Source organism: Pseudomonas alkylphenolica (genome assembly GCF_016009175.1).
Taxonomy (GTDB): Bacteria; Pseudomonadota; Gammaproteobacteria; order Pseudomonadales; family Pseudomonadaceae; genus Aquipseudomonas; species Aquipseudomonas alkylphenolica_B.
This window is the reverse complement of sequence record NZ_JADUCM010000049.1, coordinates 1-25,533: the sequence shown is the minus strand read 5'-3', so window position 1 is coordinate 25,533 and position 25,533 is coordinate 1. Positions and strand designations below refer to the sequence as shown.

The 25,533-nt window shown below is 62.4% G+C and carries 24 protein-coding genes and 1 pseudogene; 17 read left to right on the top strand and 8 right to left on the bottom strand.

What is annotated here, in order from left to right; all coding sequences use genetic code 11:
• Positions 1-205 precede the first annotated feature (205 nt).
• A complete protein-coding gene (gene gloA, locus I5S59_RS25210; protein ID WP_197878995.1) occupies positions 206-727 on the top strand; it encodes a lactoylglutathione lyase in 522 nt (173 codons plus the stop codon).
• Positions 728-926: 199 nt separating this feature from the next.
• Entirely contained in the window at positions 927-1,175 is a 249-nt protein-coding gene (locus I5S59_RS25205; protein WP_197878994.1) for a hypothetical protein, read from the top strand.
• A 30-nt stretch (positions 1,176-1,205) separates the two neighbouring features.
• Here the strand turns inward: I5S59_RS25205 and I5S59_RS25200 are convergent, their stop codons facing one another.
• Together I5S59_RS25200 and I5S59_RS25195 are read right to left on the bottom strand one after the other, a co-directional pair.
• The gene (locus I5S59_RS25200; protein WP_197878993.1) at positions 1,206-1,448 is read right to left on the bottom strand and encodes a DUF3079 domain-containing protein; all 243 of its coding nucleotides are present in this window, start codon (positions 1,446-1,448) and stop codon (positions 1,206-1,208) included.
• An 18-nt stretch (positions 1,449-1,466) separates the two neighbouring features.
• The gene (locus I5S59_RS25195) at positions 1,467-2,498 is read right to left on the bottom strand and encodes a coproporphyrinogen III oxidase (protein ID WP_197878992.1); all 1,032 of its coding nucleotides are present in this window, start codon (positions 2,496-2,498) and stop codon (positions 1,467-1,469) included.
• Between the two features lie 506 nt (positions 2,499-3,004).
• Between I5S59_RS25195 and I5S59_RS25190 the strand changes: the two genes are divergently transcribed.
• The 5 genes and pseudogenes from I5S59_RS25190 to I5S59_RS25175 all read left to right on the top strand — a co-directional run bounded on the left by I5S59_RS25190 (position 3,005) and on the right by I5S59_RS25175 (position 8,845).
• Complete coding sequence (locus I5S59_RS25190; protein ID WP_197878991.1) at positions 3,005-4,357, top strand: APC family permease; 1,353 nt, start codon at positions 3,005-3,007, stop codon at positions 4,355-4,357.
• Between the two features lie 75 nt (positions 4,358-4,432).
• A pseudogene (locus tag I5S59_RS26835) lies at positions 4,433-5,701 on the top strand (HAMP domain-containing protein); the annotation flags it as partial.
• Positions 5,702-5,803: 102 nt separating this feature from the next.
• Complete coding sequence (locus tag I5S59_RS26830) at positions 5,804-6,559, top strand: methyl-accepting chemotaxis protein (RefSeq protein WP_420066478.1); 756 nt, start codon at positions 5,804-5,806, stop codon at positions 6,557-6,559.
• Between the two features lie 93 nt (positions 6,560-6,652).
• Positions 6,653-7,990, top strand: a complete 1,338-nt coding sequence (locus I5S59_RS25180) for a chloride channel protein (protein ID WP_197878989.1) — start codon at positions 6,653-6,655, stop codon at positions 7,988-7,990.
• Between the two features lie 132 nt (positions 7,991-8,122).
• Positions 8,123-8,845, top strand: coding sequence for a DUF899 domain-containing protein (locus I5S59_RS25175; RefSeq protein ID WP_197878988.1), 723 nt, complete (start codon positions 8,123-8,125; stop codon positions 8,843-8,845).
• A gap of 6 nt (positions 8,846-8,851) precedes the next feature.
• Here the strand turns inward: I5S59_RS25175 and I5S59_RS25170 are convergent, their stop codons facing one another.
• Positions 8,852-9,994 carry a DUF1624 domain-containing protein gene (locus I5S59_RS25170; protein WP_232239972.1) on the bottom strand — a complete coding sequence of 381 codons (1,143 nt, stop codon included), beginning with the start codon at positions 9,992-9,994 and terminating at the stop codon, positions 8,852-8,854.
• A 125-nt stretch (positions 9,995-10,119) separates the two neighbouring features.
• Between I5S59_RS25170 and I5S59_RS25165 the strand changes: the two genes are divergently transcribed.
• Positions 10,120-11,037, top strand: a complete 918-nt coding sequence (locus I5S59_RS25165) for a bestrophin family protein (RefSeq protein ID WP_197878986.1) — start codon at positions 10,120-10,122, stop codon at positions 11,035-11,037.
• Here the strand turns inward: I5S59_RS25165 and I5S59_RS25160 are convergent.
• Entirely contained in the window at positions 11,018-12,010 is a 993-nt protein-coding gene (locus I5S59_RS25160; RefSeq protein ID WP_197878985.1) for a bile acid:sodium symporter family protein, read from the bottom strand. The two genes, I5S59_RS25165 and I5S59_RS25160, sit on opposite strands and share 20 nt — an antisense overlap.
• A gap of 79 nt (positions 12,011-12,089) precedes the next feature.
• Between I5S59_RS25160 and I5S59_RS25155 the strand changes: the two genes are divergently transcribed.
• Positions 12,090-12,932 carry an AraC family transcriptional regulator gene (locus tag I5S59_RS25155; RefSeq protein WP_197878984.1) on the top strand — a complete coding sequence of 281 codons (843 nt, stop codon included), beginning with the start codon at positions 12,090-12,092 and terminating at the stop codon, positions 12,930-12,932.
• 29 nt (positions 12,933-12,961) lie between these two features.
• Positions 12,962-14,098, top strand: a complete 1,137-nt coding sequence (ampC, locus tag I5S59_RS25150) for a class C beta-lactamase (RefSeq protein ID WP_232239973.1) — start codon at positions 12,962-12,964, stop codon at positions 14,096-14,098.
• 5 nt (positions 14,099-14,103) lie between these two features.
• Here the strand turns inward: ampC and I5S59_RS25145 are convergent, their stop codons facing one another.
• Complete coding sequence (locus I5S59_RS25145; RefSeq protein ID WP_197878982.1) at positions 14,104-14,727, bottom strand: glutathione S-transferase family protein; 624 nt, start codon at positions 14,725-14,727, stop codon at positions 14,104-14,106.
• 216 nt (positions 14,728-14,943) lie between these two features.
• On the opposite strand from I5S59_RS25145, the gene ppnN reads away from it, so the two are divergent.
• From ppnN to I5S59_RS25125, 4 genes are all read left to right on the top strand, one after another.
• On the top strand, positions 14,944-16,317 hold the full coding sequence (gene ppnN, locus I5S59_RS25140) for a nucleotide 5'-monophosphate nucleosidase PpnN (RefSeq protein ID WP_197878981.1): 1,374 nt from the start codon (positions 14,944-14,946) through the stop codon (positions 16,315-16,317).
• Between the two features lie 180 nt (positions 16,318-16,497).
• Complete coding sequence (locus I5S59_RS25135) at positions 16,498-17,181, top strand: TIGR04211 family SH3 domain-containing protein (protein ID WP_197878980.1); 684 nt, start codon at positions 16,498-16,500, stop codon at positions 17,179-17,181.
• 82 nt (positions 17,182-17,263) lie between these two features.
• Complete coding sequence (locus tag I5S59_RS26555) at positions 17,264-17,785, top strand: methylated-DNA--[protein]-cysteine S-methyltransferase (RefSeq protein WP_197878979.1); 522 nt, start codon at positions 17,264-17,266, stop codon at positions 17,783-17,785.
• Positions 17,782-18,090: an Ada metal-binding domain-containing protein gene (locus I5S59_RS25125; protein ID WP_197878978.1), complete on the top strand. Its 309-nt coding sequence runs from the start codon at positions 17,782-17,784 to the stop codon at positions 18,088-18,090. Before I5S59_RS26555 ends, I5S59_RS25125 begins: the two co-directional genes overlap by 4 nt.
• 57 nt (positions 18,091-18,147) lie before the next feature.
• On the opposite strand, the gene dsdC is transcribed toward I5S59_RS25125, so the two are convergent.
• The gene (dsdC, locus tag I5S59_RS25120) at positions 18,148-19,080 is read right to left on the bottom strand and encodes a DNA-binding transcriptional regulator DsdC (RefSeq protein WP_197878977.1); all 933 of its coding nucleotides are present in this window, start codon (positions 19,078-19,080) and stop codon (positions 18,148-18,150) included.
• Between the two features lie 2 nt (positions 19,081-19,082).
• Positions 19,083-20,435, bottom strand: coding sequence for a D-serine ammonia-lyase (gene dsdA / locus I5S59_RS25115; RefSeq protein ID WP_197878976.1), 1,353 nt, complete (start codon positions 20,433-20,435; stop codon positions 19,083-19,085).
• A gap of 185 nt (positions 20,436-20,620) precedes the next feature.
• Here dsdA and fusA point away from each other — a divergent pair, with 185 nt between their 5' ends.
• Together fusA and I5S59_RS25105 are read left to right on the top strand one after the other, a co-directional pair.
• Positions 20,621-22,726, top strand: coding sequence for an elongation factor G (fusA, locus tag I5S59_RS25110; protein WP_197878975.1), 2,106 nt, complete (start codon positions 20,621-20,623; stop codon positions 22,724-22,726).
• Between the two features lie 71 nt (positions 22,727-22,797).
• Entirely contained in the window at positions 22,798-23,520 is a 723-nt protein-coding gene (locus I5S59_RS25105) for a GNAT family N-acetyltransferase (RefSeq protein WP_197878974.1), read from the top strand.
• Here the strand turns inward: I5S59_RS25105 and I5S59_RS25100 are convergent.
• Positions 23,517-24,410 carry a LysR family transcriptional regulator gene (locus tag I5S59_RS25100; protein ID WP_197878973.1) on the bottom strand — a complete coding sequence of 298 codons (894 nt, stop codon included), beginning with the start codon at positions 24,408-24,410 and terminating at the stop codon, positions 23,517-23,519. The genes I5S59_RS25105 and I5S59_RS25100 overlap by 4 nt on opposite strands.
• Before the next feature lie 111 nt (positions 24,411-24,521).
• Here I5S59_RS25100 and argC point away from each other — a divergent pair, with 111 nt between their 5' ends.
• Positions 24,522-25,454, top strand: coding sequence for an N-acetyl-gamma-glutamyl-phosphate reductase (argC, locus tag I5S59_RS25095; RefSeq protein ID WP_197878972.1), 933 nt, complete (start codon positions 24,522-24,524; stop codon positions 25,452-25,454).
• Positions 25,455-25,533 lie beyond the last annotated feature (79 nt).

Genomic DNA, 25,533 nt, shown 5'->3' with positions numbered 1-25,533 from the left:
ATTTTTTACACATCGACCCGTTCTGCAACAATACTCCTACGGTATTCGCCCCCAATGGGCCGGCGGGGGGGGTAATATAATTGGGGCCCCCCCCCTTTTTCGGGGGGGGCGCAATTCGTTTGCGCAATCGCTTCAGTTCCGTATCATGACCCCCTGACTGTTTTGCTGGCCTTTGCTGTTGCCAGCCTCATCAAGCGGAGTGCCCATGAGCCTGAACCATCTCGATACCCTTGCAGGCGTCACCGCGCAACCGGACGCCGCAACCCGCAATTTTGTCTTCAACCACACCATGCTGCGGGTCAAGGACGTTACCAAGTCGCTGGACTTCTACACCCGCGTACTGGGTTTCAGCCTGGTTGAAAAACGCGACTTCCCTGAAGCCGAGTTCAGCCTTTACTTCCTCGCCCTGGTCGACAAGGCGCAAATCCCTGCCGATGCCGCCAAGCGTACCGAGTGGATGAAGTCGATTCCCGGCATCCTTGAGCTGACCCATAACCATGGCAGCGAAAACGACCCGGCGTTTGCTTACCACAACGGCAACACCGAGCCTCGCGGCTTTGGTCACATCTGCATCTCGGTGCCGGATATCCGCGCCGCCTGCGAGCGCTTCGAGCAATTGGGCGTTACCTTCCAGAAGCGCCTGAGCGACGGCCGCATGAAGCACCTGGCGTTCATCAAAGACCCGGACGACTACTGGGTCGAGATCATTCAGCCGACAGAATTCTGATTGGCGATGCACAAGAAAACGGCCGCTAATAGCGGCCGTTTTTTTGTTTCCGTCGTTGTTGCAGCTGATTGTCGTTCGTCGGCCCGGGTCGCCCGGACGCGCTGCTGTGGTATACCCGAAAAAGCAGCCCAGCCTGCATCCAGAGCGAGGAGCTTCCACAGCCAAGCGCATTCGATACACCAGCAGCGAGGTCAGGACGATGAAAACCCTTCAATGCGTGCATCGCAACCACACCATCACCGCCAGCGTCGAAACCCATCAGGGCATTCCCACGCCGTTCGCCGGCGGCTGCGTGATTACCGATCCCGAAGGCCACACCAGCCGACGCTTGCCACTCCCGCTGAAAATGGCTTACCTGGCAGACCTTGAAAATGCCCAGCATGCCTCACTGGCCCATGGAAAATGGCTGGTGGACCAACAGCTGGACAGGCATCAGCAGGCATTCTGAACCTGCAATGGGCCGCATAGCACCCCTTGGTCAGGATGGATCGGCACCAGGTTCAGGCCCCGGCTGATGGGGCCCTTCACCGTGCTCTGAGCGGATGGGTGGCGCTATCCCCCAGTCACCCTCCTGGTGCCAGTCATCACCGAACAGCTCGGCAGGGTGCATGGTGCGCTCGGCACCGTTACCGCACGCCAGCGCCTTGCTGGCGCAATAGCGATCACAGCCCCAGCAAATACGCTCGGGGTGCGCAGGGTTGAGTGCAAAAGGCTTGGCCATGGCGGTAGTGCCTCCGTGTCATGCGGTTGAACGAGCGCGCCAGCCGCGGCTTGTTGCCAGCTGACCCCGCTGCAGGTGTGCCAGGTAATCATTCAGCGCATGGGTGTTCTGCGCGTACAAGGTGTCGAACTGGCTGATCGCGCCGAGCCCCAGGCCGACATGATCGCAATACCCATACGGCGTAAAGCCCAGACCGTTACGGCCCAGATAACCCCGCTCGCGTGCCACTGCCAGGTCGTCATCCGGGCGCACGAACTGCCCCAGGCCGATGTACTGATACCCGGCCCCCAGCAAGTGCTGTAAACACAGATGGCGCATCAACACCTTGTCCTGTTCCGCGCCGGACGGGCGCATGCGCCACTGGGCATGGCGCTGGGGCGCCTGGGCGCAGTCCAGGACCAACAGGCGATCGGGTTCGAGCTCTACCAGGCCCGCCAGTTGCTGGAGAAAAAGCACCGGGGTTTGCCACGCGTGGCCGTACCTCAGCTCGATACTCACCGTGCGATAACCAAAGGTTCTGGCCGCATCGATCAGTGAGTGAAACGGCGCCGGATCCTGCGATTGATCGCTGCCGAACAGACTGACATGGTTGAAACCCTGCTCACGCAGCAGGCCGATGGTCGCCCAACCAGTATGGTTCACATCGACATCGGCGCTGTAGTCGCCACCCTCGAGGCTGGAAACACTGAAACGTTTACGCAACGGCGCCAACAAGCGCATCAACAACTCCGGCCCCGGCGTTGCGCCCCCCAGGTGGAGCTGCTCGACACGCTGCTGACGGCCCAGATGGCAGCCAACCAGGTCGATCTCCCGGGCCAGGCAGTCGATGTAGGCGTCGATAGCCTTGCCAGCCATGCATACACCGGGCGGTAGCTGCAGGTTCAATGACAATGGCCGTTGTTGCTGGCGGCTGCTGCGTAACGCGCGCAACACATCCAGCGAACCGATACCGCCATGAAACCTGCGCGTATCGATAAAACCGTGTGAGTCGAGCACAACGCGATCGTGTTCCACGATCTGCTCGTTGTGGCTGTGAGGGTCCTCCAACATGACGGGGCTCCGAGAAAACGGGCTACGGAATGTCAGTTTCCCCCGTATCGGCCAAGGCGGCTTGATTTGCATCAAACGCTGGCAGCGTGCCTTGGACCGTTTGTCTTGCGCCTACGATAGTCGATAAAAATCGGCAACCCGACAAAAGACTAAACAGCCCGTCTATTTTTATAGACATCGGTATTTTAATTTTTTCTGTTATTTTTCAACAAGTTATCTTCATTTTCTGGTTGCTTGTCGCTGTCAGCGGCGGAAAACCGGAACCGTCTTGTTAAATTTTAATTGACACACATCAGTCACAGTTCTTATTTTTCACCCCGCCTCACGTCTCAAAAAAATAATTTCTAACAAATTCGGGCAATCGCTACCCATCATGCCATTTTCGTCACGAGCACCTTCGCAGCAGAACAAAGGACCCGTTCGCTTCGCTCCACCCCACCAGCCAAATCGCGCCATGTACGGCAAGTTCAGCTCCGGTTCCTCCCTGATGATGGAGTGCGTCCTGCATGGCCAATAACGCCGTTTCAGCACCTGACACCCAATTGAAAAAGAGCCTGAAGCTCTGGCATGTGGTCATCATCGGCCTGGCGTACCTGACGCCAATGACCGTTTTTGACACCTTCGGCATTGTCTCCGGCATCACCAACGGGCACGTCCCCAGCGCGTATTTGCTGGCCTTGCTCGGGATTCTCTTCACTGCTGTCAGCTACGGCATTCTGGTTCGTCGTTTCCCTGAGTCGGGCTCTGCGTACACCTACGCCCGCCGCGCCATCAACCCGCATGTCGGTTTCCTGGTCGGTTGGTCGTCGCTGCTCGACTACCTGCTGTTGCCCATGGTCAACGCCTTGCTGGCCAAGCTCTACCTGTCGGTGATGTTCCCGGACGTACCGGCCTGGGTCTGGGTTGTCGGTTTTGTCACGGTCATCAGCCTGATCAACATTCGCTCGATCAATCTGGTCGCCAGCTTCAACACCCTGTTTGTCGGTGTTCAGGTCGCGATCATTTCAGTGTTCATCTACCTGACCATCCAGGGCCTGCACAACGGTGAAGGGCTGGGTACACCGTGGAGCCTGCTGCCCTTTTCCGGCGCGGACACTCACCTCAACACCCTGGTCGCGGGTGCCACCATCCTGTGCTTCTCGTTCCTGGGCTTTGATGCGGTAACCACCCTGTCGGAAGAAACCGCGAACCCGGAGAAGATCATTCCGCGCGCAATCTTTCTGACCGCCTTGATCGGTGGCCTGATCTTCATCACCGTGTCGTTCTACATCCAGTCGTTCTTCCCGACCATGGACCGCTTCCAGGACCACGAAGCCGCCCTGCCGGAAATCGCCCTGTATGTCGGCGGCAAGCTGTTCCAGTCGATTTTTATCTGCTGCACCGTGATCAACACCCTGGCTTCGGGCCTTGCCTCGCAAACCAGCGTATCGCGCCTGCTGTACGTGATGGGCCGTGACAACGTCATTCCAAAGCGCTACTTCGGCCGCCTGCACGACAAGTGGAAAACCCCGGTGATCAACATCATCGTGGTCGGCTTCATTTCGTTGTCGGCGATCTACTTCGACCTGGTGACCGCCACGTCGGTGATCAACTTCGGCGCACTGGTGGCCTTCAGCTTCGTCAACCTCTCGGTTATCGTTCACTGCTACCTGCGCGAGGGTTGCAACAAGACCCTGATGGACAAGCTCAAGTATCTGGTCGTACCCACCATCGGCTTCTGCATCATTGCCATCCTGTGGCTGGACCTCAACCAGAACTCGCTGATGTTCGGTGGCGTGTGGGCCGCCGTCGGGGTGCTGTACCTGGCGTACCTGACCAAAGCCTTCAAGATTGCGCCGCCCAGTTACATCGCCGAGTAACGCGCCGTACAACAATAGCCCGTCGACAATGACGGGCTTTTGCTATTCAACCCCTGGACATACAAGGACGTCACCATGCTGCTGCGCCGCCTGCTTATCCAATGGAAGATCACCCTGCTGGCCGGTTTGTGCCTGCTGGCAATCGTCGGGGTGTTGATGACGGCGGCGCTGCTCCAGTCCAGCCGCAGTGCCGCGCTGGTGAACAGCGCCAGCACGCAGATGCTCGACCAGAATGCCCGACTGCGCCTGCACACCTATGCGCAATTACAAGCGGCGCACATCCAGCGTTATTTCCAGGACGCCTACCTGTACGGCAACGGGGTTTCGAACCTGATGCTGGTACTCCGTCAGCAGAACCCCGACAACCTTCGCCAGCTGCTGACCCAGCAAGCCGAGAAAGCCCTGGCCGGCAACCCCGAACTGCTGGGGCTTTACCTGGTGTTTCTGCCCAATGCCCTGGACGGCAAGGACGGTGCCTTCGTGGACCAACCTGCCGTGGGCAGCAATGAGTCCGGACGCTTTTCCCTGTACTGGTCACAACCCAATCCGGGCCAGCTGGAATCCGAGGCGATGCCTGAATCCATGCTGGCCGACACCAGCCTCTCGGCCAACGGCTCGGCCTACAACCGCTGGCTGACCTGCCCGCTGGAGACCGGTGAAGCCTGTGTGCTTGACCCGTATTTCGATACCGTCGGCGACCGCACCCCGCTGATGACCAGCATCGCCTTCCCGCTCAAGCACGACGGCAAGATCATCGGTGTGATGGGCCTGGACATCAGCCTCGACAACCTCCAGCAGCTGAGCCTGGACGGGCGCAAGGAACTGTTCGACGGCAACGGCCAGGTCAGCATCGTCAGCCCCGCCGGCTTGCTGGCCGGGCACAGCCAGGACGGCAGCCAGCTGAGCAAAAAGCTTGAAGAAGTATTCGGCCAGCACGGCCGCGACCTGTCCGCCCAGATGCGCGCCGGCAAAGCGGCAGAGTTCAGCCACAGCGGTACCCTGCAGGTCACCCAGTCGTTCGCACCGGTGCCCGGCGCGCACCCCTGGAGCGTATTGCTGGAAGTGCCGGAGCAGGTGCTGCAAGCACCGGCCATTGAACTCAATACGCGCCTGGATGCCCACAACAACGCCGCCAACCTGAGCAGCCTGCTGATGGCCCTGGGCGCCGCCGTACTCGGCCTGATCGTGATCTGGTTGACCGCCCGTGGCGTGACCCGGCCGATTCTCAAGGTCGCCGCCATGCTCAAGGACATTGCCAGCGGCGAAGGCGACCTGACCCGCCGCCTGGACTATGCCCGCGAGGATGAACTCGGTGAGCTGGCCGGCTGGTTCAACCGTTTCCTCGACAAGTTGCAACCGGTGATCGCCAACGTCAAAGCCTCGGTGCAAGACGCCCGCGGCACGGCCGACCAGTCGGCGGCGATCGCCAGCCAGACCAGCGCCGGCATGCAGCAGCAGTACCGTGAGGTGGACCAGGTGGCGACCGCCTCGCAGGAAATGAGCGCCACCGCGCAAGATGTCGCGCGCAATGCTGCCCAGGCCGCCGAAGCCGCGCGTGGCGCCGACCTGGCAACCCGGGAAGGCCTTGAACTGATCCGCACCACCACCCGCGCCATCGAGCAGTTGGCCTGTGAAATGAACGCCGGCATGGAGGAAGTACAACAGCTTGCCGACCGCAGCGAGCAGATCGGTTCGGTGCTCGAAGTGATTCGCGCCATCGCCGACCAGACCAATCTGCTGGCCTTGAACGCAGCAATTGAAGCGGCACGTGCCGGTGAGGCCGGGCGCGGTTTTGCGGTGGTTGCCGATGAAGTGCGCAACCTGGCCAAACGCACCCAGGATTCGGTGGATGAAATCCGCGTGGTTATCGAGGGCCTGCAGCAAGGTACCCGCGAGGTGGTGGGTTCGATGCACAGCAGTCACCGCCAGGCGCAAGGCAGCGTGGCCCAGGCCGAACAGGCAGTGCCAGCGTTGCAGCGGATTGGCGATGCCGTGGCGGTGATCACCGACATGAACCTGCAGATCGCTTCGGCGGCCGAGGAGCAAAGCGCTGTTGCCGAAGAAGTGAACCGCAACGTCGCCAGTATCCGCGATGTGACCGAGTCGCTGTCCGGCCAGGCCGAAGAGTCTGCGCAAATCAGCCAGGCACTCAATCGCCTGGCCAATCATCAGCAAAGCCTGATGGCCACCTTCAAGGTGTAGTCGCCGGCAAGGGCCGCGCAATGCGGCCCTGCCCTACCAGGTACAATCTTCGACCATACTCACTGCTCGTCCCGAACAGCCAGGCGCGAGCCGATGCCCGATCAGCCTCAACCGTCCGAAACCAGGCCGTCCCTGCATCAGAGCCGACGCTTCCTGCGCTCGCAATGGCGACTGTGGCGCCAGCGTCTGGCGTTCTGGGTCGGCGCATTGCTGGTGGGACTGGTAGCCCTGGCTTTCGCCTGGCTGGCTGACCAGGCCTTTGCCCTGTTCCGGCGCATGCTCGGCATCGCCCCTTGGCTGCCACTGATCATCACCCCGCTTGGCTTCGCCGCCCTGGCCTGGGTTACCCAGCGCTGGTTCCCGAACGCCAGGGGCAGCGGCATTCCGCAGGTGATCGCAGCACTGGAGTCCCCTTCCCGCTCGTTTCGGGCGCAGGTACTGGCGCTACCGGTCGCACTGGTGCGCATGCTGTTCACCCTTGGCGCCCTGCTGGTCGGTGGCTCGGTAGGTCGTGAAGGGCCGACGGTGCATGTCGGTGCCGCAGTGCTGTATGCCTTCGGTACCCGGCTGGGCCTGCAAAATCGGCGCACCGTTGCCGGGTTGATTCTCGCGGGTGGCGCAGCGGGCATTGCCGCTGCCTTTAACACACCGCTGGCCGGCGTGGTGTTTGCCATCGAAGAGCTCAGTCGCACTTTCGAACAACGCTTCAGCGGCCTGGTGCTCACTGCAGTGCTGATCGGTGGCGTGGTCACCCTCGGGCTGATGGGGCACTACGCCTACTTCGGCGACATCGGTGGCGGCCTGCCGACCGGCTGGGCGTGGATCGAAGTACCGGCCTGCGCGGTTCTCGGCGGCGTGCTGGGCGGCGTGTACGTCAAACTCGTGCTGCCTACCCGAAAGGGCTGGCTCGGTCGCCTGTGTGCCATACGCGAGCGCACGCCGGTGCGCTTCGCAGCCGTCTGCGGGTTGCTGCTGGCACTGTTTGGCCTGGCCTCGGGCAACCATGTGTTCGGGACCGGCTATGAAGAAACCCACGCCCTGCTTGAAGGCCAACCGGTGACCGACGAGGCCTTTCTGTTATGGAAGTTTCTGGCCAACGTGGTGTCGTACCTGGCCGGTGTTCCCGGGGGGCTGTTCTCGCCGTCGCTGAGCATCGGCGCCGCCTTCGCCCCCCTGCTGAGCCTGCTGCCCGAGGTCAACCCGCAAACCTGTGCGCTGTTGGGCATGGGCGGTTACCTGGCCGGGGTAACCCGCTCGCCATTGACCGCTTCGGTTATCGTGCTGGAACTGTCCCACAGCCCGGACCTGGCGATTCCGATGCTGGCAGTGACCCTGATGGCGTCGACGATTTCCGGCTGGATTGCACCCGTTTCGCTGTATCACGCACTGGCACGGCAAGTGCTCGACACCCTGGTGCCGCCAAAGCATTGATGGCGGTGTCTGGCTACCAGGTGAACACACGGCAGTGCCGTTTATCGGCCAGCGTCCCCCGATCAACCGGACCTGTCGAATCCCCTGCTCCCCGGACGACCATAGATACATTCCCCCCGCCGGAGCTTGATCATGGACAACTACCGCAACCCGCACGTGGTCTCCCGCAGCGAATGGCTCAGCGCGCGCCGACAGTTGCTGCTGCACGAAAAAGCCCTGACCCACCAACGCGACGAACTCAGCAGGGCCCGGCGTGCCTTGCCCTGGGTGCGCATTGACCAGGATTACCGCTTTGAGGGCGCCAATGGCCCACTGAGCCTGGCTGACCTGTTTGCCGGGCACAGCCAGTTGCTGGTCTACCACTTCATGTTTGCCGAGGGCTGGAGCGAAGGCTGTGGTGGCTGCTCGTTCCTCGCTGACCATTTCGACGGCGCCAACCTGCACCTGGCCCATCACGACGTGTCCCTTGTCGCCGTCTCCCGCGCGCCCTTTGCCGAGTTCCAGGCATTCAAACAGCGTATGGGCTGGAAATTTCCCTGGGTGTCGTCCCACGGCAGTCGCTTCAACCAGGAGTTCGGCGTCAGCGTCAACAATGACGGCAACAGCCAGTACAACTACGAGCCCTATGCTGGCGACGAGTCCGAACTGCCCGGCCTGAGCGTGTTCTATCGCGATGCCGACGGCACGGTCTTCCACACCTATTCAAGCTATGCCCGAGGCCTGGACATCCTGGTCGGCGCCTACAACTTCCTCGACCTGATGCCCAAGGGCCGCAATGAAGAAGGCACCATGGACTGGGTACGTCATCACGACCGCTACGAAGGTGCCGAGGCACCGCACTGCTGCCACGAGTGAACCGGGCTAGAAGTACTTGAGCCAGGCGATATCCCGACGTTGCTGTTTCAGTGCCGCGAACCCGCGCGTCGGGAAATACAGCAACACCGCCAACAGTACGCTGCACAGCCACACCGCGCCGATGTGATCGAAACCAAAATAGTCGCCCTGGTTCAGCCCCCACAGTGCTACGGCGACCAGGTACAACGCCTTGAGCACGTAGAGGTGCAACAGGTAGAAGAACATCGGCGCGGCACCGAACAGCGCCAACAGCGGGACCCAGCGCCGCGCCTGGTAGCGCTCGAGCACTGCCAGCAACAGCAGGCAACCGCCCAGGGTGGGCAGCAGGAACATCAGGGAAGGCGGGTATTTGCGGGCACTGAGAAAGCTCATGAGCGTGCGCAGGGCATCGCCGGTACTGACCCAGGGCTGCTCGCCATAGCCATTGAGGCACCGCAGGGCGACAAACGCCAGCAGCAGGCCGACGCCCCACCCCGTCAACAACATCGCGCGCCGTGCCGGGTTTGTGCCGTGGGTGAACCAGGGACCGGCGCCCCAACCGAGCAGGATCACGCCGATCCATGGCAGTACCGGATAGGTCGTACGTGCACGCACTTCGCCAGCCAGGTCGATGAACTCGCGCTGGTGCAACATCGCCCAGGGCGCAAACCACGGCGAGTCTGGCGTCAGCACCAGCGGATCAAGCAAGTTGTGCCCGGCGACGATCAAGGCCCCCAGCCCCACCAGCACTGCTCGCGGCAGGTGCAAAGCGCCGGCCAGGACAATCATGCAGAGGCCGATGCACCAGATCACCTGCAGCCACAAGGTCGGCCCGAGCAAGCTGCCGTTCCAGGCCAGGTTGACCAGGGTCAGTTCCAGCAGCACCAGGAACAGCCCGCGTTTGAGCAGAAAGCGGGACGTGTCGCGACGGTTGTTCTTCTGGCTGTAGAGCCAGGCAGACAATCCGGTCAGAAAGATGAATACCGGCGCACACAAGGCGCTGAGCAGGCGCGTGAAAAACAGTGAGGGTTCAACACTCAAGGCGTCCATCGGGTCACTGACCTGGCGATGCAGGAAGAAAGTCTCGCGCACATGATCGAGCAACATGAACAGCATCACCAACCCGCGCAGGGCATCGATGGATTGCAGTCGGGTGTGGTGGGAGGGCATGGAAGACTCACGGCAAAGAATAACGATACAAGATAACATATCATTCTGGTTGCGCTGTATCCCCGCAAGGCTTTGCCCTACAGTAATACGCGTAATTTCTCACGCCCTGTACAAGGTTTGCCTTGATGATCATCCAGCCACAAAAGCCCTCTATCCGCGTCCTGCTGTTCTCGCTCAAGGGCTCGATCATTCCGGTGATCTGGCGCAAGGTGCTGTACACCGTGCTGATCAGCTCCGCCGTGGTCGCCACCCACGGCACCCTGTTCGAATACAAAGTGATCCTCACTGCAACGCCGTTCACGCTATGGGGCCTGACCCTGGCCATCTTCCTCGGGTTTCGCAATACCGTGGCCTATCAGCGTTTCTGGGAGGCACGCACACTATGGGGCGAGTTGTTGATCGTCAGTCGCAACCTGACACGCCAGACCCTGAGCCTGCTGCCGGACCTGGACGCGAACCGGCGCCGGGCGCTATTTGACCCGTTGATCGGCTTTGCCTATGTGTTGCGCGACCAACTGCGCGGTACCCCACCCAGCGCCGACCAGCAGCGCCTGCTCGACAGCCCGACCCGCCAGCAGCTGGACGCCAGCAGCGCCCCGGCCAGCCGCCTGCTCGGGCTGCTCGGCCAGCGCTTTATGACCCAGGCGCGCGAGGCCGGCGGCGGTGAAGTGGTGCAGGCCAACCTGGACCAGCAACTTAGCCGCCTGTCCTACGTGCTGGGCGGTTGCGAGCGCATCAAGAACACGCCCATCCCCTACCCGTACATTCTGATGCTGCACCGGATTGTCCACGTGTACTGCTTTCTGTTGCCGTTTTGCCTGGTCGACAGCATCGGCTGGTTCACACCCTTTGCCGTCTGCGTGCTGGCCTACACCTTCTTCGGCCTGGACGCCCTCGGCGACCAGATCGCCGACCCGTTCGACACCCAGCCCAATGACCTGGCCCTGGATGCGATGTGCCGCAACCTTGAAATTGCCGTGCGCGAACTGAGCGACGAGGCCGCGCCTGCGCCGCTGCAACCGGTCAAGGGTGTTCTGCTGTGAGTACCGGTTCGTCCACCCGCGCCGCGTAGCGCTGGGCCAATACCGCGCACACCATCAGCTGGATCTGGTGAAAGATCATCAAGGGCAGGATCATCGCGCCAATGCCACCGCCGACAAACAGCACCTGCGCCATCGGCACGCCGGTGGCCATGCTCTTTTTCGAGCCGGCGAACAGCAGTGTGATGCGGTCTTCCAGATTGAAGCCCAACCGGCGCCCCAAGGCGGCCGTGCACCAAAGCACCACGGCCAACAGCAGGCAACAGACCACCACCAGCCCTGCCAGCCGCGACACTGGCACTGAATGCCACAGGCCGCTGACCACGGCATCGCTGAACGCGGTGTAGACCACCAGCAGGATCGAGCCCTGGTCAACGCTTTTCAGCCAGCGCGCGTTACGTGCCACCCAACTGCCGATCCAGCGCCGCGCCAACTGCCCGGCAACGAACGGCACGAGCAGTTGCATCACGATCTTCAGCACGGCATCGAGGCTGGAGCCGGTGTCGCCCTCCACGCCCATCAGCAGCACCACCAACAGGGGTGTCAGCACGATACCCAACAGGCTCGACGCTGCCGCACTGCAGATGGCCGCCGGAACGTTGCCGCGGGCCAGCGAAGTAAAGGCGATGGCCGATTGCACCGTTGCCGGCAAGGCGCACAGATACAGCACGCCCAGGTAAAGCTCGTTGCCCACCAACGGCAGGAACAGCGGTTTGAACGCCATGCCCAGCAGCGGAAACATCACAAAGGTGCAGGCGAACACCAGCAGGTGCAAACGCCAGTGCCCGGCACCGGCGGCGACTGCTTCTCGCGACAGCTTGGCGCCGTGAAGGAAAAACAGCAGGCCGATGGCAAGGTTGGTGAGCCAGCCGAAGACCACCGCACCGTTACCCTCGCAGGGCAACACCGTGGCAATGAAAATCACCCCGAGCAGCGCCAGGGTGAAATTGTCGAACAGCATCCGCAGGTACTTCATGGTGGTTCCTGACTTGTTATTGTGGCGCGGCAGACGATAAGGTCTTTGCCCTTTAACCGCTAACGCCAGAACCCAGCCAGTGTCGCCGAACGGACAATCCACCCCGCCCGAGCCACAATCGCTCGAACACCTGACCCGGTTGCCACGGCCGGTGTATGGCCATGTCCAGGCACTGCCAAACATTGTCCTGGGCTTCCGCCATGCCCACCCCTGGGGGCAGTTGTCGTATGCCATTGACGGCGTCCTGCAGGTGCACACCGACCACGGGTTCTACCTGGTGCCGCCGCAGCGTGCGGTGTGGGTCCCGGCACAGTTGCAGCACCGGGTCAGTTGCCCCGCCAACACCTGCCTGCGCAGCCTCTACCTGCAGCATCCACCTGCCGATTGGCCGGCCACGCAGTGCCGGGTCATCGCCATCTCGCCGTTGGTGCGCGAGCTGATCCGCACCTTCAGCGAACTGCCGGTACACTACGACGCCCACGGTGCCGACGGCCGCCTGGTACAGGTGCTACTCGATCAACTGGCCCTGGCGCAGGAGCAGCACTTGATGCTGCCGCTGCCCCGCGACGCTCACCTGCGCGCCTTGTGCAGCCACTTGCAGGCCGAACCCGACGCCGCAACCAGTCTGGTCGACTGGGCCGCGCAGGCCGGCGTGTCGGAAAAGACCCTGAGCCGGCTGTTTCAGCGCGAGACCGGGCTGAGCTTCCGGCTCTGGCGACAACGCATGCGCCTGCTGAGTGCGCTGCCGGCACTGGAACGTGGCGAGCGCGTGACCGATGTGGCCCTGGCCTGTGGCTACGATTCGCTGTCGGCGTTCATCGCCGCGTTCGGCAAACAGTTCGGCTTGCCGCCGGGTGCGTTTTTTCGTAGCCGAAGTGAAGCAGAGCAACCACCCCGTAATTCAGAGGAACCCGTCTCATGACACGTCTCACCACCAGGCCCCGGGCAAGGATGCTCGCCGTGGTCGCCTTGCTGTTCGGTATCAACCTGAGCCACGCGGCGACGGTCAGCGATGCCCAGGTCGAGACCCTCGTCAGCACCACCATTACGCCGCTGATGCAGAAGCAGGCAATTCCGGGCATGGCCGTGGCGCTGTCGATCAACGGCAAGCCGTACACGTTCAACTACGGGCTGGCATCGAAACAGACCGGTCAGCCGGTCACCGCCGATACGCTGTTCGAGATCGGTTCGCTGAGCAAGACCTTCACTGCCACCTTCGTCGCCTTCGCCCAGGCCAACGGCACGCTGTCGCTAAGCGATCCGGCGAGCAAGCACTGGCCGGAACTCAAAGGCAGCGCGTTCGACGGCATCACCCTGCTCAACCTCGGCACCTACAGCGCTGGCGGGCTGCCGCTGCAGTTTCCCGACGCGGTCAAGGACCAGGCCGGCCTGCTCGACTACTACCTCCACTGGAAAGCCGACTATGCCCCCGGTACGTACCGGCTGTACTCCAACCCGAGCCTGGGCCTGTTCGGTTACCTGGCGGCGAGGAGCATGGGCGGCTCGTTTACACAGCTGATGCAAACGCAGTTGCTCCCGCAACTGGGCCTGCAACACACCTTTGTTGACGTGCCCGCCGCACAGATGAGCCACTACGCCCAGGGCTACGACAAGCAGGACCGGGCCGTACGGGTTGGCCCGGGGCCACTGGATGCCGAAGCCTATGGCCTGAAAACCACCGCCATCGACCTGTTGCACTACCTGGAAGCGAACATGCAGCCGCAACGCCTCAGCCCGGCCCTGCAGCGCGCCATTGCAACGACGCAGGCCGGCTACTACCGCGTGGGCGACATGACCCAGGGCCTGGGCTGGGAGCTGTACCGCTATCCGGTAAGCCTGGATCAGTTGCTGGCGGGAAATTCCAACGAAATGGCACTGGAGCCGCACAGGGTTACCTGGTTGCAACCGGCCCAGCCGCCACAGGACAACACCTTGCTGAACAAGACCGGCTCAACCAATGGCTTTGGCGCCTACGCCCTGTTCGTACCGTCAAAACGCATCGCCATCGTGATGCTGGCGAACAGGAACTACCCCAATGCCGAGCGGATAAAAGCGGCCCACGCGATGCTCACCGCGCTGGACCGCTAACCGCTTCATGGCGTGCCGTTGCGTCCATACAGGCGATAGCCTTCACGCGCGGTCAAACGCTGGTAATACGCCGCTACCGCAGGCAGCGGCGCATGCTCCAGTGGCGTCTGGAACCAGCGGTTGACCGACAGGCCGATGGCGATGTCGGCAAGCGAGAAGTGCTCGCCACTGACGTAAGCGCCGGTGCGCTGCAACTGCCCCTCAAGGAGGGTCATGTTGCGTGTCCAGTTGCGACATGCTGCTGCCAGTGCCTCGGGGTCCTGGTGCGCCGGCGACTGGCGCACCAGCGACAGGAACACATAGCTCCACGCCCCGTTCAGGTCCGTGGCCTGCCAGTCCATCCACTGGTCGACCCGTGCCCGCAGCCGTGGCGCCGACGGATACAGGGCCTCGCCGCCATAGCTTGCGGCCAGGTAACGAATGATGCTGTTGGACTCCCAGAGCACAAAGTCACCGTCCTGAATCACCGGCACCATGGCGTTGGGGTTGAGCGCCAGGAATGCCTCGCTGGCGGTCGACTGAAAACCCGAGCCCCAGTCTTCACGCGCGAACGGTACCTGCAACTCCGCGCAGGTCCACAGCACTTTGCGCACATTGATCGATGACGCTTTGCCCAGCACTCTCAGCATGTTCCACTCCTGTGACGCAGATTGACCTGACCGTTGGCAACCAGAAGACGCCCAACCTCCGCGGGCGCACTAGACTCTGAACACCGCCACGCAGTATTGCGGCTGTTTGCCTGCTTTGCCACGAATAGCACCCGCACCGGGGCATTGCGCTCAGTGCAGGAGTCGGTATGGTGGAGCACAGAAGATGGACGTTTACCCGCTCACAGGAAACCCAGAATGCCCCAACGTGAAGTTATCAATGCATCTGTCAGCCCAAAAGGCAGCCTGGAAACACTGTCTCAACGTGAAGTACAGCAATTGAGTGAAGCCGGTTCCGGCAGCCTGTACACCTTGTTCCGCCAGTGCGCCCTGGCCATCCTCAACACTGGCGCGCATGTCGACAACGCCAAGACCATCCTCGAGGCCTACAAGGACTTCGAGGTCCGTATTCACCAGCAGGACCGCGGCGTACGCCTGGAATTGCTCAATGCCCCGGCCGATGCCTTCGTCGACGGTGAGATGATCGCCAGCACCCGCGAAATGCTCTTCAGCGCCCTGCGCGACATCGTCTACACCGAAAGCGAACTGGCCAGCCAGCGCATCGACCTGGAAAGCTCCCAGGGCATTACCGACTACGTCTTTCACCTGCTGCGCAACGCCCGCACCCTGCGCCCGGGTGTAGAACCGAAAATGGTGGTGTGCTGGGGTGGTCACTCGATCAGCACCGAAGAGTACCAATACACCAAGAAGGTCGGCCACGAGCTGGGCCTGCGCAAACTGGACATCTGCACCGGCTGCGGCCCGGGCGTAATGAAAGGCCCGATGAAGGGCGCCACCATTGCCCATGCCAAACAGCGCATGACCAGCAACCGCTACCTGGGCCTGACCGAGCCGGGCATCATCGCCGCCGAAGCGCCCAACCCGATCGTCAACGAGCTGGTAATCCTGCCGGACATCGAAAAGCGCCTGGAAGCCTTCGTCCGTGTCGGCCACGGCATCATCATCTTCCCGGGCGGCGCCGGTACGGCCGAAGAGTTCCTCTACCTGCTCGGCATCCTCATGCACCCGGACAACCGCGACCTGCCGTTCCCGGTCATCCTCACCGGGCCGAAAAGCGCTGAACCCTACCTGCAGCAGCTGCACGCCTTCGTATTGGCCACCCTCGGTGACGAGGCCCAGCGCCACTACCAGATCATCATCGACAACCCGGCCGAGGTTGCCCGACAAATGGTCGAGGGCCTCAAAGGGGTCAAGCAGTTCCGCCGTGAGCGCAATGATGCCTTCCACTTCAACTGGTTGCTGAAGATCGAGGAAAGCTTCCAGCGCCCTTTCGACCCGACCCACGAAAACATGGCCGGGTTGCAATTGCGCCGTGAGCTGCCGGCCCACGAACTGGCTGCCAACTTGCGTCGGGCGTTCTCCGGGATTGTCGCCGGCAACGTCAAGGACAAGGGTATCCGTCTGATCGAAGAAAAAGGACCCTACGAAATTCACGGCGATGCGGCCGTGCTGCACCCGCTGGGCGAGCTGCTGCAAGCCTTCGTGGCCCAGCACCGGATGAAGCTTCCAGGCGGCGCCGAGTACGTCCCCTGCTACCGTGTTGTGACCTGATTTACCCCCTCCCCTGAATGCGGGCACAGCATGTGCCCGCAACATTTGCTGCCATTTTCCTACACCCCTCAGTGAACCCACCTGCAGAAATATGGTCTTTCAGCTGGCGGCTTGCGTGCACGCCCGTGTTCACCGGCCCAGTCATCGGGCCATTATTTTTTACTTCACGCGAAGACCATCATGCCTATTTCTCGTCCTGTTCCTGCGGCGCTTGCCCCCGTTTTTCCTTCTACCCTGCGCCCGCGCAACAGACTTGCCATTGGCCTGATCGGCGCCCTGATTGCCCTGAGCGGCTCGGTGCAGGCCGAAGAAGCGGCCAGCAACGAACGCTGGGTCAGCGACAGCCTGACCACCTACGTACGCAGTGGCCCCACCAATGGCCACCGAATCGTCGGCAACCTCAAGTCCGGACAGAAGGTCACCCTGCTCGACACCCAGGGTAACTACAGCCAGGTGCGCGGTGAGTCCGGCGATATTGTCTGGATCACCACCAGCGACCTGCAGGCCGTACCCGGGCAGGCCGAACGCCTGCCGCAATTGACCGAGCAAGTCAGCGAACTGGGCGACAAGTTGAAAACCATCGACGACAGCTGGAAAACCCGCGTGCAAGGCATGCAGGAGACACTGGATTCGCGCAAGGCCCTGATCGATGAGCTGGAAGCACGCAACAAGGCGCTCAATGCCGAACTGAGTGACACCCAGTCCGAACTGCGCAGCACGCAAGCGCGCCTGGGCGACGAGAACAAACAGGTGCTGATGCGCTACATGGTCTACGGTGGCGGCATCGCCGGCGCCGGCCTGCTTGCCGGCCTGATCCTGCCGGCCCTGAGCCGCGGACGCAAACGCAACGACCGCTGGTTCTGAGTTCGAGCGCAAGCATCGGGGTGACGGGGGCGCTTTCAGTCCTTACAGTGCATGACTGATGCCCTGCCATGAGGATTGACGCATGCCCGCCCGTGAGCTTCTGCTGGAGCGCCTCGTACTGCCCGCGCCCATCGGCCAGGTCCTGATCGTCAGCGATGGCCGCCAACTGATCGGGGTGGAATTCGACGAGCCGGAAAAACGCCTGCTGCGACTATTGCACGGACGTTTTGGTGCTGCGCTCACACTGCGTGAAACGGCGAGCCCAACGCCGCTCAATGCGCCGATCCGGGCCTATTTCGCCGGTGAACTGCATGCCCTCGACGAGATACCCGTGGATGCTGGCGGCAGCGCATTTCAACAACGGGTCTGGTCAGCGTTGCGTCAGATTCCGCTAGGCACCACCCGCACCTACGGGCAGATCGCCGCCTTGCTCGGCAACCCCAGGGCTGCGCGCGCCGTCGGGCTGGCCAATGCCTTGAACCCGGTGAGCCTGGCCATCCCCTGCCACCGGGTGATCGGCAGCGCGGGCGCACTGACCGGTTATGGCGGCGGCATTGAACGCAAACGCTGGTTGCTGGATCACGAGCGCCAGGCCAGCGCATGAGCAACGGTCCCTGGCGCCTGATGGGCGCGGGCGGCATCGAGTACCTGAGTGACCAGCCCGGGCAGTTTGGTGGGCATCGGCGTAGCAAGATTTATGGGCGTCTTGATTGTCCGGGGGCGTTGCGCGCTATTGCCCGGGGTGGCTATGTGAAGCACCGGGTGTTTTTTCTCGATACAGATGCGGCACGTGCTGCGGGGTATCGGCCGTGTGCGGTGTGTATGCCTGAGGCGTATCGGCAGTGGAAATCGGGGGCCGCTGACGCGCCCCATCGCCGGCTCCGCCAGCTCCCACAAAATAGGGGGTAGTCTCACTTTGTGGGAGCTGGCGGAGCCTGCGATCGAGCGCGAAGCGGTCGTAGCTGTTTAACCAGCACACTCACGCAACCACTCGATCATCACCCTGACCCGCATCGGCAGCGGCTCACGGCGCGGATGTACCAGGTAATAGCCCTGTGCGGTCGATGCTTGAAAATCCCCCAACGGCAAGATCAGTGCACCTTGATCAATCAGCGGCTGCACCAGGTGCCGGCGCCCCATGGCCACACCGACATGATTGCTGGCGGCAAGTGCCGACAGATCGGCACGATCAAAGGTCATTCCGCCGCCCGGCAAGTACGTTTGCACCCCCTGCTGACGCGCCCAACGCTGCCACTCGGCATCGAACGCGGCATGCTCCCAGGCCAGCGCATCATGCAACAAGGTGCATTGTTGCAAACGCTCCGGCGCATCGATCAGGCCTTGGCGTTCGGCATACTGCCGGCTGCACACCGGCGCGACCTGCTCCGCCATCAACAGGTGGCTCACAAGGCCGGGGAAGTCACCTTCGCCGTACAGCAGCGCCAGGTCGATGTGCCGCGCGCGGAAATCCACCGCCTCATTCCCCGTGCGAATATCCAGACTGATCTGCGGATAGCGCTGCTGAAAGTCCGCCAGCCGAGGCACCAGCCAGCATTGAGTGATCGATGGGCGAGCGTAGAGGGTCAACGCGCCGCTGACAGTGGACGTCGAATCCGGTTGCAGGGCGTCTTCCAGATCCTCGACCACCCCCTGCACCAGACGGTACAGCCGTTCGCCCTCTGCAGTCAGGCGTATCTGCCGGGTCAGACGCTCGAACAGGCGCAGTTCCAGCGCCTGCTCCAGGCGGGCAATGCGATGGCTGACGGCGCTCGGCGTCAGGCACAGCTCTTCGGCCGCCAGGGTGAAGCTCAAATGCCGCGCAGCCACCGCGAAGGTGTGCAGGTTGGCGAACTGCGCCCCGGTCAGGCGGGCACCAAGGCGTGGCGGCAGGTTGAGCATGGTTATTGCCCGGCCAGCACAGCGCGGCCTTTGGCCAGGTACGCATCCATTTCACTGCGCGGCACCATGCTGCCACCGGTGCCCCAGACCAGATGCGTAGCTCGCGCCATACGCGCGTTATCCAGCCCCAGGCGCTGGCGATAGCCCTGGGTTTCCGTCAGCACTCGTGCCATGCCGGGGACACCCGCCAGTGCCGACGGCTCCAGCTCATAACCTTGGCTGGCCTGCATCTGGCTCAGCAAGCGATACAGGGTGGAATCATCGACGGTGTAGTAACCGTCGATCAGGCGTTGCATGGCGCGCCCGACGAAGCCCGACGGTCGTCCCACTGCCAGGCCGTCGGCAGCGGTCTGGTTGTCGATGCCGAAGTCATACACCGACACCTCATCATGCAGCCCGGTGTACACCCCGATAAACATGCACGGCGAATGGGTCGGTTCGGCAAACAGGCAATGCACGGCATCGCCAAACACCAGCTTCAGACCAAACGCCACGCCGCCAGGACCACCGCCCACGCCACATGGCAGGTAGACAAACAACGGATGATCGGCATCCACCACAATGCCCTGCTCTTCAAACTGGCGCTGCAGGCGCTCGGCGGCCACGGCGTAGCCCAGGAACAGGTTGCGCGAGTTTTCGTCGTCGACGAAATGGCAGCGTGGATCGGCCTCTGCCTCGCGACGCCCCTGCTCTACCGCCACGCTGTAATCGGCACTGTACTCGCGCACCTCAACGCCATGGGCGCGCAGGCGGTCTTTTTTCCACTGCCGGGCATCGGCCGACATGTGCACGGTGGCCTTGAAGCCCAGGCGCGCACTGATGATGCCGATGGAAAGCCCGAGGTTACCGGTCGAGCCAACGGCGATGCTGTACTGACCAAAAAAAGCCCGTGCCGCCTCGCTGTCGAGCCTGGCGTAATCATCACCAGGCTGCAGCAAGCCACCCGCCAGGGCCAGGTCTTCGGCGTGCTTGAGCACTTCATAGATGCCGCCACGGGCCTTGATCGAGCCGGAAATCGGCAGCAGGTTGTCCGCCTTGAGCCACAAGGCGCCTCCCTCTGGCAACGCCTGCTCGGCACACAACAGTGCCTGCAAGGCCGGCAATGGCAACAAGGGCGATTCGATGATGCCGGCGCTGGCAGCCGTTTCGGCGAAAGCCGATTCAATAAAGGGGGCAAAGCGCTGCAAGCGCTCGCTGGCATCACGCACATCCTGCCTGCCGAGTGGCACATCACCGAGGGCCAGGGCGCTGGCGGCGAGTTGCGGGTTGAACCACTGGGTGGGACGCAGGGCGACCAGGTCGGCGATCAGCGGATGTGTCTGGCACCAGGTGGCTACAGGCTGTTGCAACGGCATCGGAATACTCCATCGGCAAGCGGATAGAACGATTAAGCGTCAAGCGACGGCGGCTTTACAACCGATGGTTGCTCAGCGCATGGATGAACCCGGTTCAGCCATGATGCACCGTGCAGACCGGCACACTTCTGCTACCTTGGGAGTACTCTCTTTTTCGTATCAAGCCCCCATACAGGTGACCCATCATGGCGCGCACCACCCCCATCGAGCTGTACCGCAACATTGGTATTGTCGCCCATGTTGACGCCGGCAAGACCACTACCACCGAACGCATCCTGTTCTACACCGGGGTCAACCACAAGATGGGCGAGGTGCACGACGGTGCTGCGACCATGGACTGGATGGCCCAGGAGCAAGAGCGCGGGATCACCATCACCTCCGCGGCGACCACTGCGTTCTGGCAAGGCTCGACCAAGCAGTTCCCGACCAAATACCGCTTCAACATCATCGACACCCCCGGCCACGTTGACTTCACCATTGAAGTGGAGCGTTCGCTGCGGGTACTGGACGGCGCGGTGGTGGTGTTCAGCGGCGCCGATGGCGTGGAGCCCCAGTCGGAAACCGTCTGGCGTCAGGCCAACAAGTACCATGTGCCGCGCATGGCCTACGTCAACAAGATGGACCGTCAGGGTGCCGATTTTTTGCGTGTGGTCAAACAGATCGACAAGCGCCTGGGCCACCACCCGGTGCCGATCCAGCTGGCGATTGGTGCCGAGGAAAACTTCAAGGGCCAGATCGACCTGGTGAAGATGAAGGCCATCTACTGGAACGAAGATGACCAGGGCACCACCTATCGCGAAGAGGACATCCCGGCAGACATGCTGGACCTGGCCAATGAGTGGCGCGCGCACATGATCGAGGCCGCTGCCGAAGCCAATGACGAGTTCATGGAGCTGTACCTCAACGGCGAAGAGCTGAGCAACGAGCAAATCAAGGCCGGCTTGCGCAAACGCACCCTGGCCAACGAGATCGTCCCGGCCATCTGCGGCTCCTCGTTCAAGAACAAGGGCGTGCCACTGATGCTCGACGCCGTCATCGACTACCTGCCTGCTCCGTCGGAAATCCCGGCCATCAATGGCACCGACCCGGACCACGAAGACAAGCACCTGGAGCGTCACGCCGACGACAACGAACCGTTCTCGGCCCTGGCCTTCAAGATTGCCACCGACCCGTTTGTCGGCGCCCTGACCTTTGCCCGCGTGTATTCCGGGGTGCTCAACTCCGGCGATGCGGTACTCAACTCGGTCAAGGGCAAGAAGGAGCGTGTCGGGCGGATGGTGCAGATGCACGCCAACCAGCGCGCCGAGATCAAGGCCGTGTGCGCCGGCGACATTGCCGCACTCATCGGCATGAAGGATGTCACCACCGGCGACACCTTGTGCGACATCAACAAACCGATCGTGCTTGAGCGCATGGACTTCCCCGACCCGGTGATTTCAGTGGCGGTCGAGCCCAAGACCAAGGCCGACCAGGAGAAAATGGGCATTGCCCTGAGCAAGCTGGCCCAGGAAGACCCCTCGTTCCGGGTGCGCACCGATGAAGAAACGGCGCAGACCATCATCTCGGGCATGGGCGAGCTGCACCTGGACATCATCGTTGACCGCATGAAGCGCGAGTTCGGCGTCGAGGCCAACATCGGCAAGCCGCAAGTCGCCTATCGCGAGAAAATCCGCAACACCTGCGAAATCGAAGGCAAGTTCGTCCGCCAGTCCGGTGGCCGTGGCCAGTATGGCCACTGCTGGATTCGCTTCGAACCGGGCGAGGAAGGCAAGGAAGGCCTGGAGTTCGTCAACGAAGTGGTCGGCGGTGTGGTGCCACGCGAGTACATCCCGGCGATCCAGAAAGGCATCGAAGAGCAGATGAAGAACGGCGTACTCGCCGGTTATCCGCTGATCGGCCTGAAGGCCACCGTGTTCGATGGCTCCTACCACGACGTCGATTCCAACGAGATGGCCTTCAAGGTGGCCGCCTCGATGGCCACCAAGCAGCTGGCGCAAAAAGGCGGTGCCGTGCTGCTGGAGCCGGTGATGAAAGTCGAGGTAGTAACGCCCGAGGAGTATCAGGGTGACATTCTCGGCGACCTCAGCCGGCGCCGCGGTTTGATCCAGGAAGGCGAAGACAGCCCGGCCGGCAAGGTGGTACGTGCCGAGGTGCCGCTGGGCGAGATGTTCGGCTACTCCACGCAAATGCGCTCAATGACCCAGGGGCGCGCCAGTTACACCATGGAGTTCACCAAATACGCCGAAGCACCGGCGAGCATTGCTGAAGCGATTATCAAGAAACAGGGGTAAAACCGGGCAACACCTGTAGACTTGACCGCCAAGCCAAGTCAGCGGCCTTTATTGTCTGGAGTTTGCCCCCGATGCCCGCCCTCACCCACGTTGTCGCCCCACCCGAGGAGGCGATCAAGAGCCAGATCCTGCAAATGGTGGTCGATTACATGACCGACATCAGCGCCATCGCCATTACCCCGAGCAACCCGCTGTACAACCTCTACCAGTACGGTATCGGCTTCGAAGTGCACCGCTACCTTGAGGCGCTGGGCGGCAGCGGTGAGTTGAAAGTGGAACTGATCATCGCTACCGCTCCCGATGATCCGCAAATCGTCACCGGCTTTCTCCTGTACCTGCCGGTGCAGGACGATCCCGATGCCTGCTGCGTTGCCTACATGGCCGTCAACGATCAATACCGGCGCCGCGGCATTGCCCGCGCGATGCTGGCACAACTGGCCGAGCGCTACGCCACTATCGAACTGGCCTGTGCGGTGAAGCAGGCGCCCTGGTTCGAGGCCATGGGCTTCACCATCAGCGGCACACGTGCAACACAGGTGCTGATGAACACCGGCGAGCATGCCAGCGAAGGCTACGTGACGATGCTGGATGTCGCGCCAATCTACCGCACCCTGGAGGTGCAGCAGATCCACACCTACCTGCTCAAGCAACACGGCAAGCGGGCCATGGTCGATGCCGAAAAGCAACGTGACCGCCATCTGGACCAGTTACAGCGCAAGGCCCAGGCTTTTGTGCAGGAGCGCCTGGGTGAGCGCGCCTGGCAGCGCCGGGGCATCGAGATTCGCCTGGTTTAAGGCGCGTCCTGCGCAGCCAGCTCGATCAGCACCTGCAAGACGAACGCCGTGCTTTGCTCCAGCTGCCCCTGGCGGCTGGCGATACCCAGATGACGCCATAACCCCGGGCGCAGCGGGCGCATGCACAGGCGTTGGTCGGGTTCCGGCGCACTGGCCTCGTGCGGCAGCAAGGTGGCGCCGTAGCCTGCGGCCACCAGGCTCTTGATCGCATCGTTGTAGTTGAGCTGGATGCGCGCCTGCGGTTGCAGGCCCGCGCTGGCGAACCAGTCATTGGTCACCCGTGACAACTGGGTGCTGTTGTCGTTGAGAATCAACGCGCGCTCCGCCAGCCAGACAGGCGTGATCTGCGCCGGCGGCGCCCACACGGTCGGGATGAAGGCCATGATCGGGTCGCGGCGCCAGGGTTCGATGTGCACGCCCTTGACCGTCGCTTGCGGCAGCGCCACCAGGCCAAGGTCGAGGGTACCGTCCTGCAGCCGCCCCAAGGATTCGCGTGACGTCAGCACCTGCACCTGTACGTCGATACCCGGATGACGCACCCCCAGAATGTCCAGCGCCTGCGGCAGCAAGTGGGCGATCGCACCGGTCGAGGCCCCCAGCCGCACCCGCCCACTCAGGCCCTGAACCTGGCGCTGCACATCGTCCAGCGCCTGTTCGGCATCGGCCAGCAAGCGCCGGGCACGCTCAAGCAAGGTTTCACCAATGGCGGTGGGATGAACCTGCCCGCGCTTGCGCGTCAACAAGGGTGCGCCGATGCGCGCCTCAAGGTCGGCAATGTGCAGGCTGACCGTCGGTGGTGCCAGGTTGAGGGCACGGGCGGCCTGGGCAAACGAGCCGAGGTCGGCAATGACTACCAGGGTCCGCAGGCGGTCGAGGCTGATTTCGCGCATGGATGCTCATGATTCAGAATTTATGAATGTCACCATCATGATATTCAAATTTTCTTTCGTCCAGATCGGCGCGAGCATAGCCGCTCCCTGTCCTGATTCATTGAGAACACCATGCACCAGCCCCTTGTCTTTATCGATGGCGACCAAGGCACCACCGGCCTGCAGATCCATGCCCGCCTGCACGGGCGCAACGACCTGCGCCTGCTGACCCTGCCCGACAGCGAGCGCAAGGATGCCCAGCGCCGCGCCGAAGCGATCAACAGTGCCGACGTGGCTATCCTGTGCCTGCCCGACGACGCGGCGAAGCAGGCAGTGGCGGCGATCAGCAACCCCCAGGTACGGGTGATCGATGCCAGCTCTGCGCACCGTACTGCGGCGGGCTGGGTATATGGCTTGCCGGAGCTCGACGAGCAGCAGGCCGAGCGCATTGCGCAGGCCAAGCGGGTCAGCAACCCGGGTTGCTACCCTACCGGCGCCATTGCCTTGCTGCGCCCGCTGGTGAGTGCGGGCCTGGTACCGGCGGACTACCCGCTGACCGTCAATGCGGTGTCAGGCTATTCCGGTGGTGGCCGTGCGGCGGTCGAACGCCACGAATCACCCGACGCGCAAGCGGCCCAAGGGGTGCTGGTGTATGGCTTGAACCTGGACCACAAGCATGTGCCGGAGATCCAGCAGCATGCCGGGTTGTCCCACCGGCCGGTGTTTGTGCCCAGCTATGGCAGCTACCGCCAGGGCATCGCCTTGACCATCGCCCTGCAGACCCGTCTGTTGCCGGCCGGCGTCAGCGCGGCGCGCCTGCATGCGTGCCTGCATCAGCATTACCATGGCGCGCGCCATGTCCAGCTGGCACCCCTGGTGCACGGCGAGGCAGCACCAATGCTCGACCCGCAAGCGGTCAATGACAGCAACGATCTGCGCCTGGCGGTGTTTGCCAACGAGGTGCACGGGCAGGTGTTGCTGACAGCGGTGTTCGACAATCTGGGCAAAGGCGCTTCGGGCGCTGCGGTGCAAAACCTGGACTTGATGCTGGCGGCAATGGCCTGATTATTGTTAGAGCGACTGCTTGCATCATGGCCTTTCGCGGGTAAACCCGCTCCCACAGGCGGCACCGTACCTGTGGGAG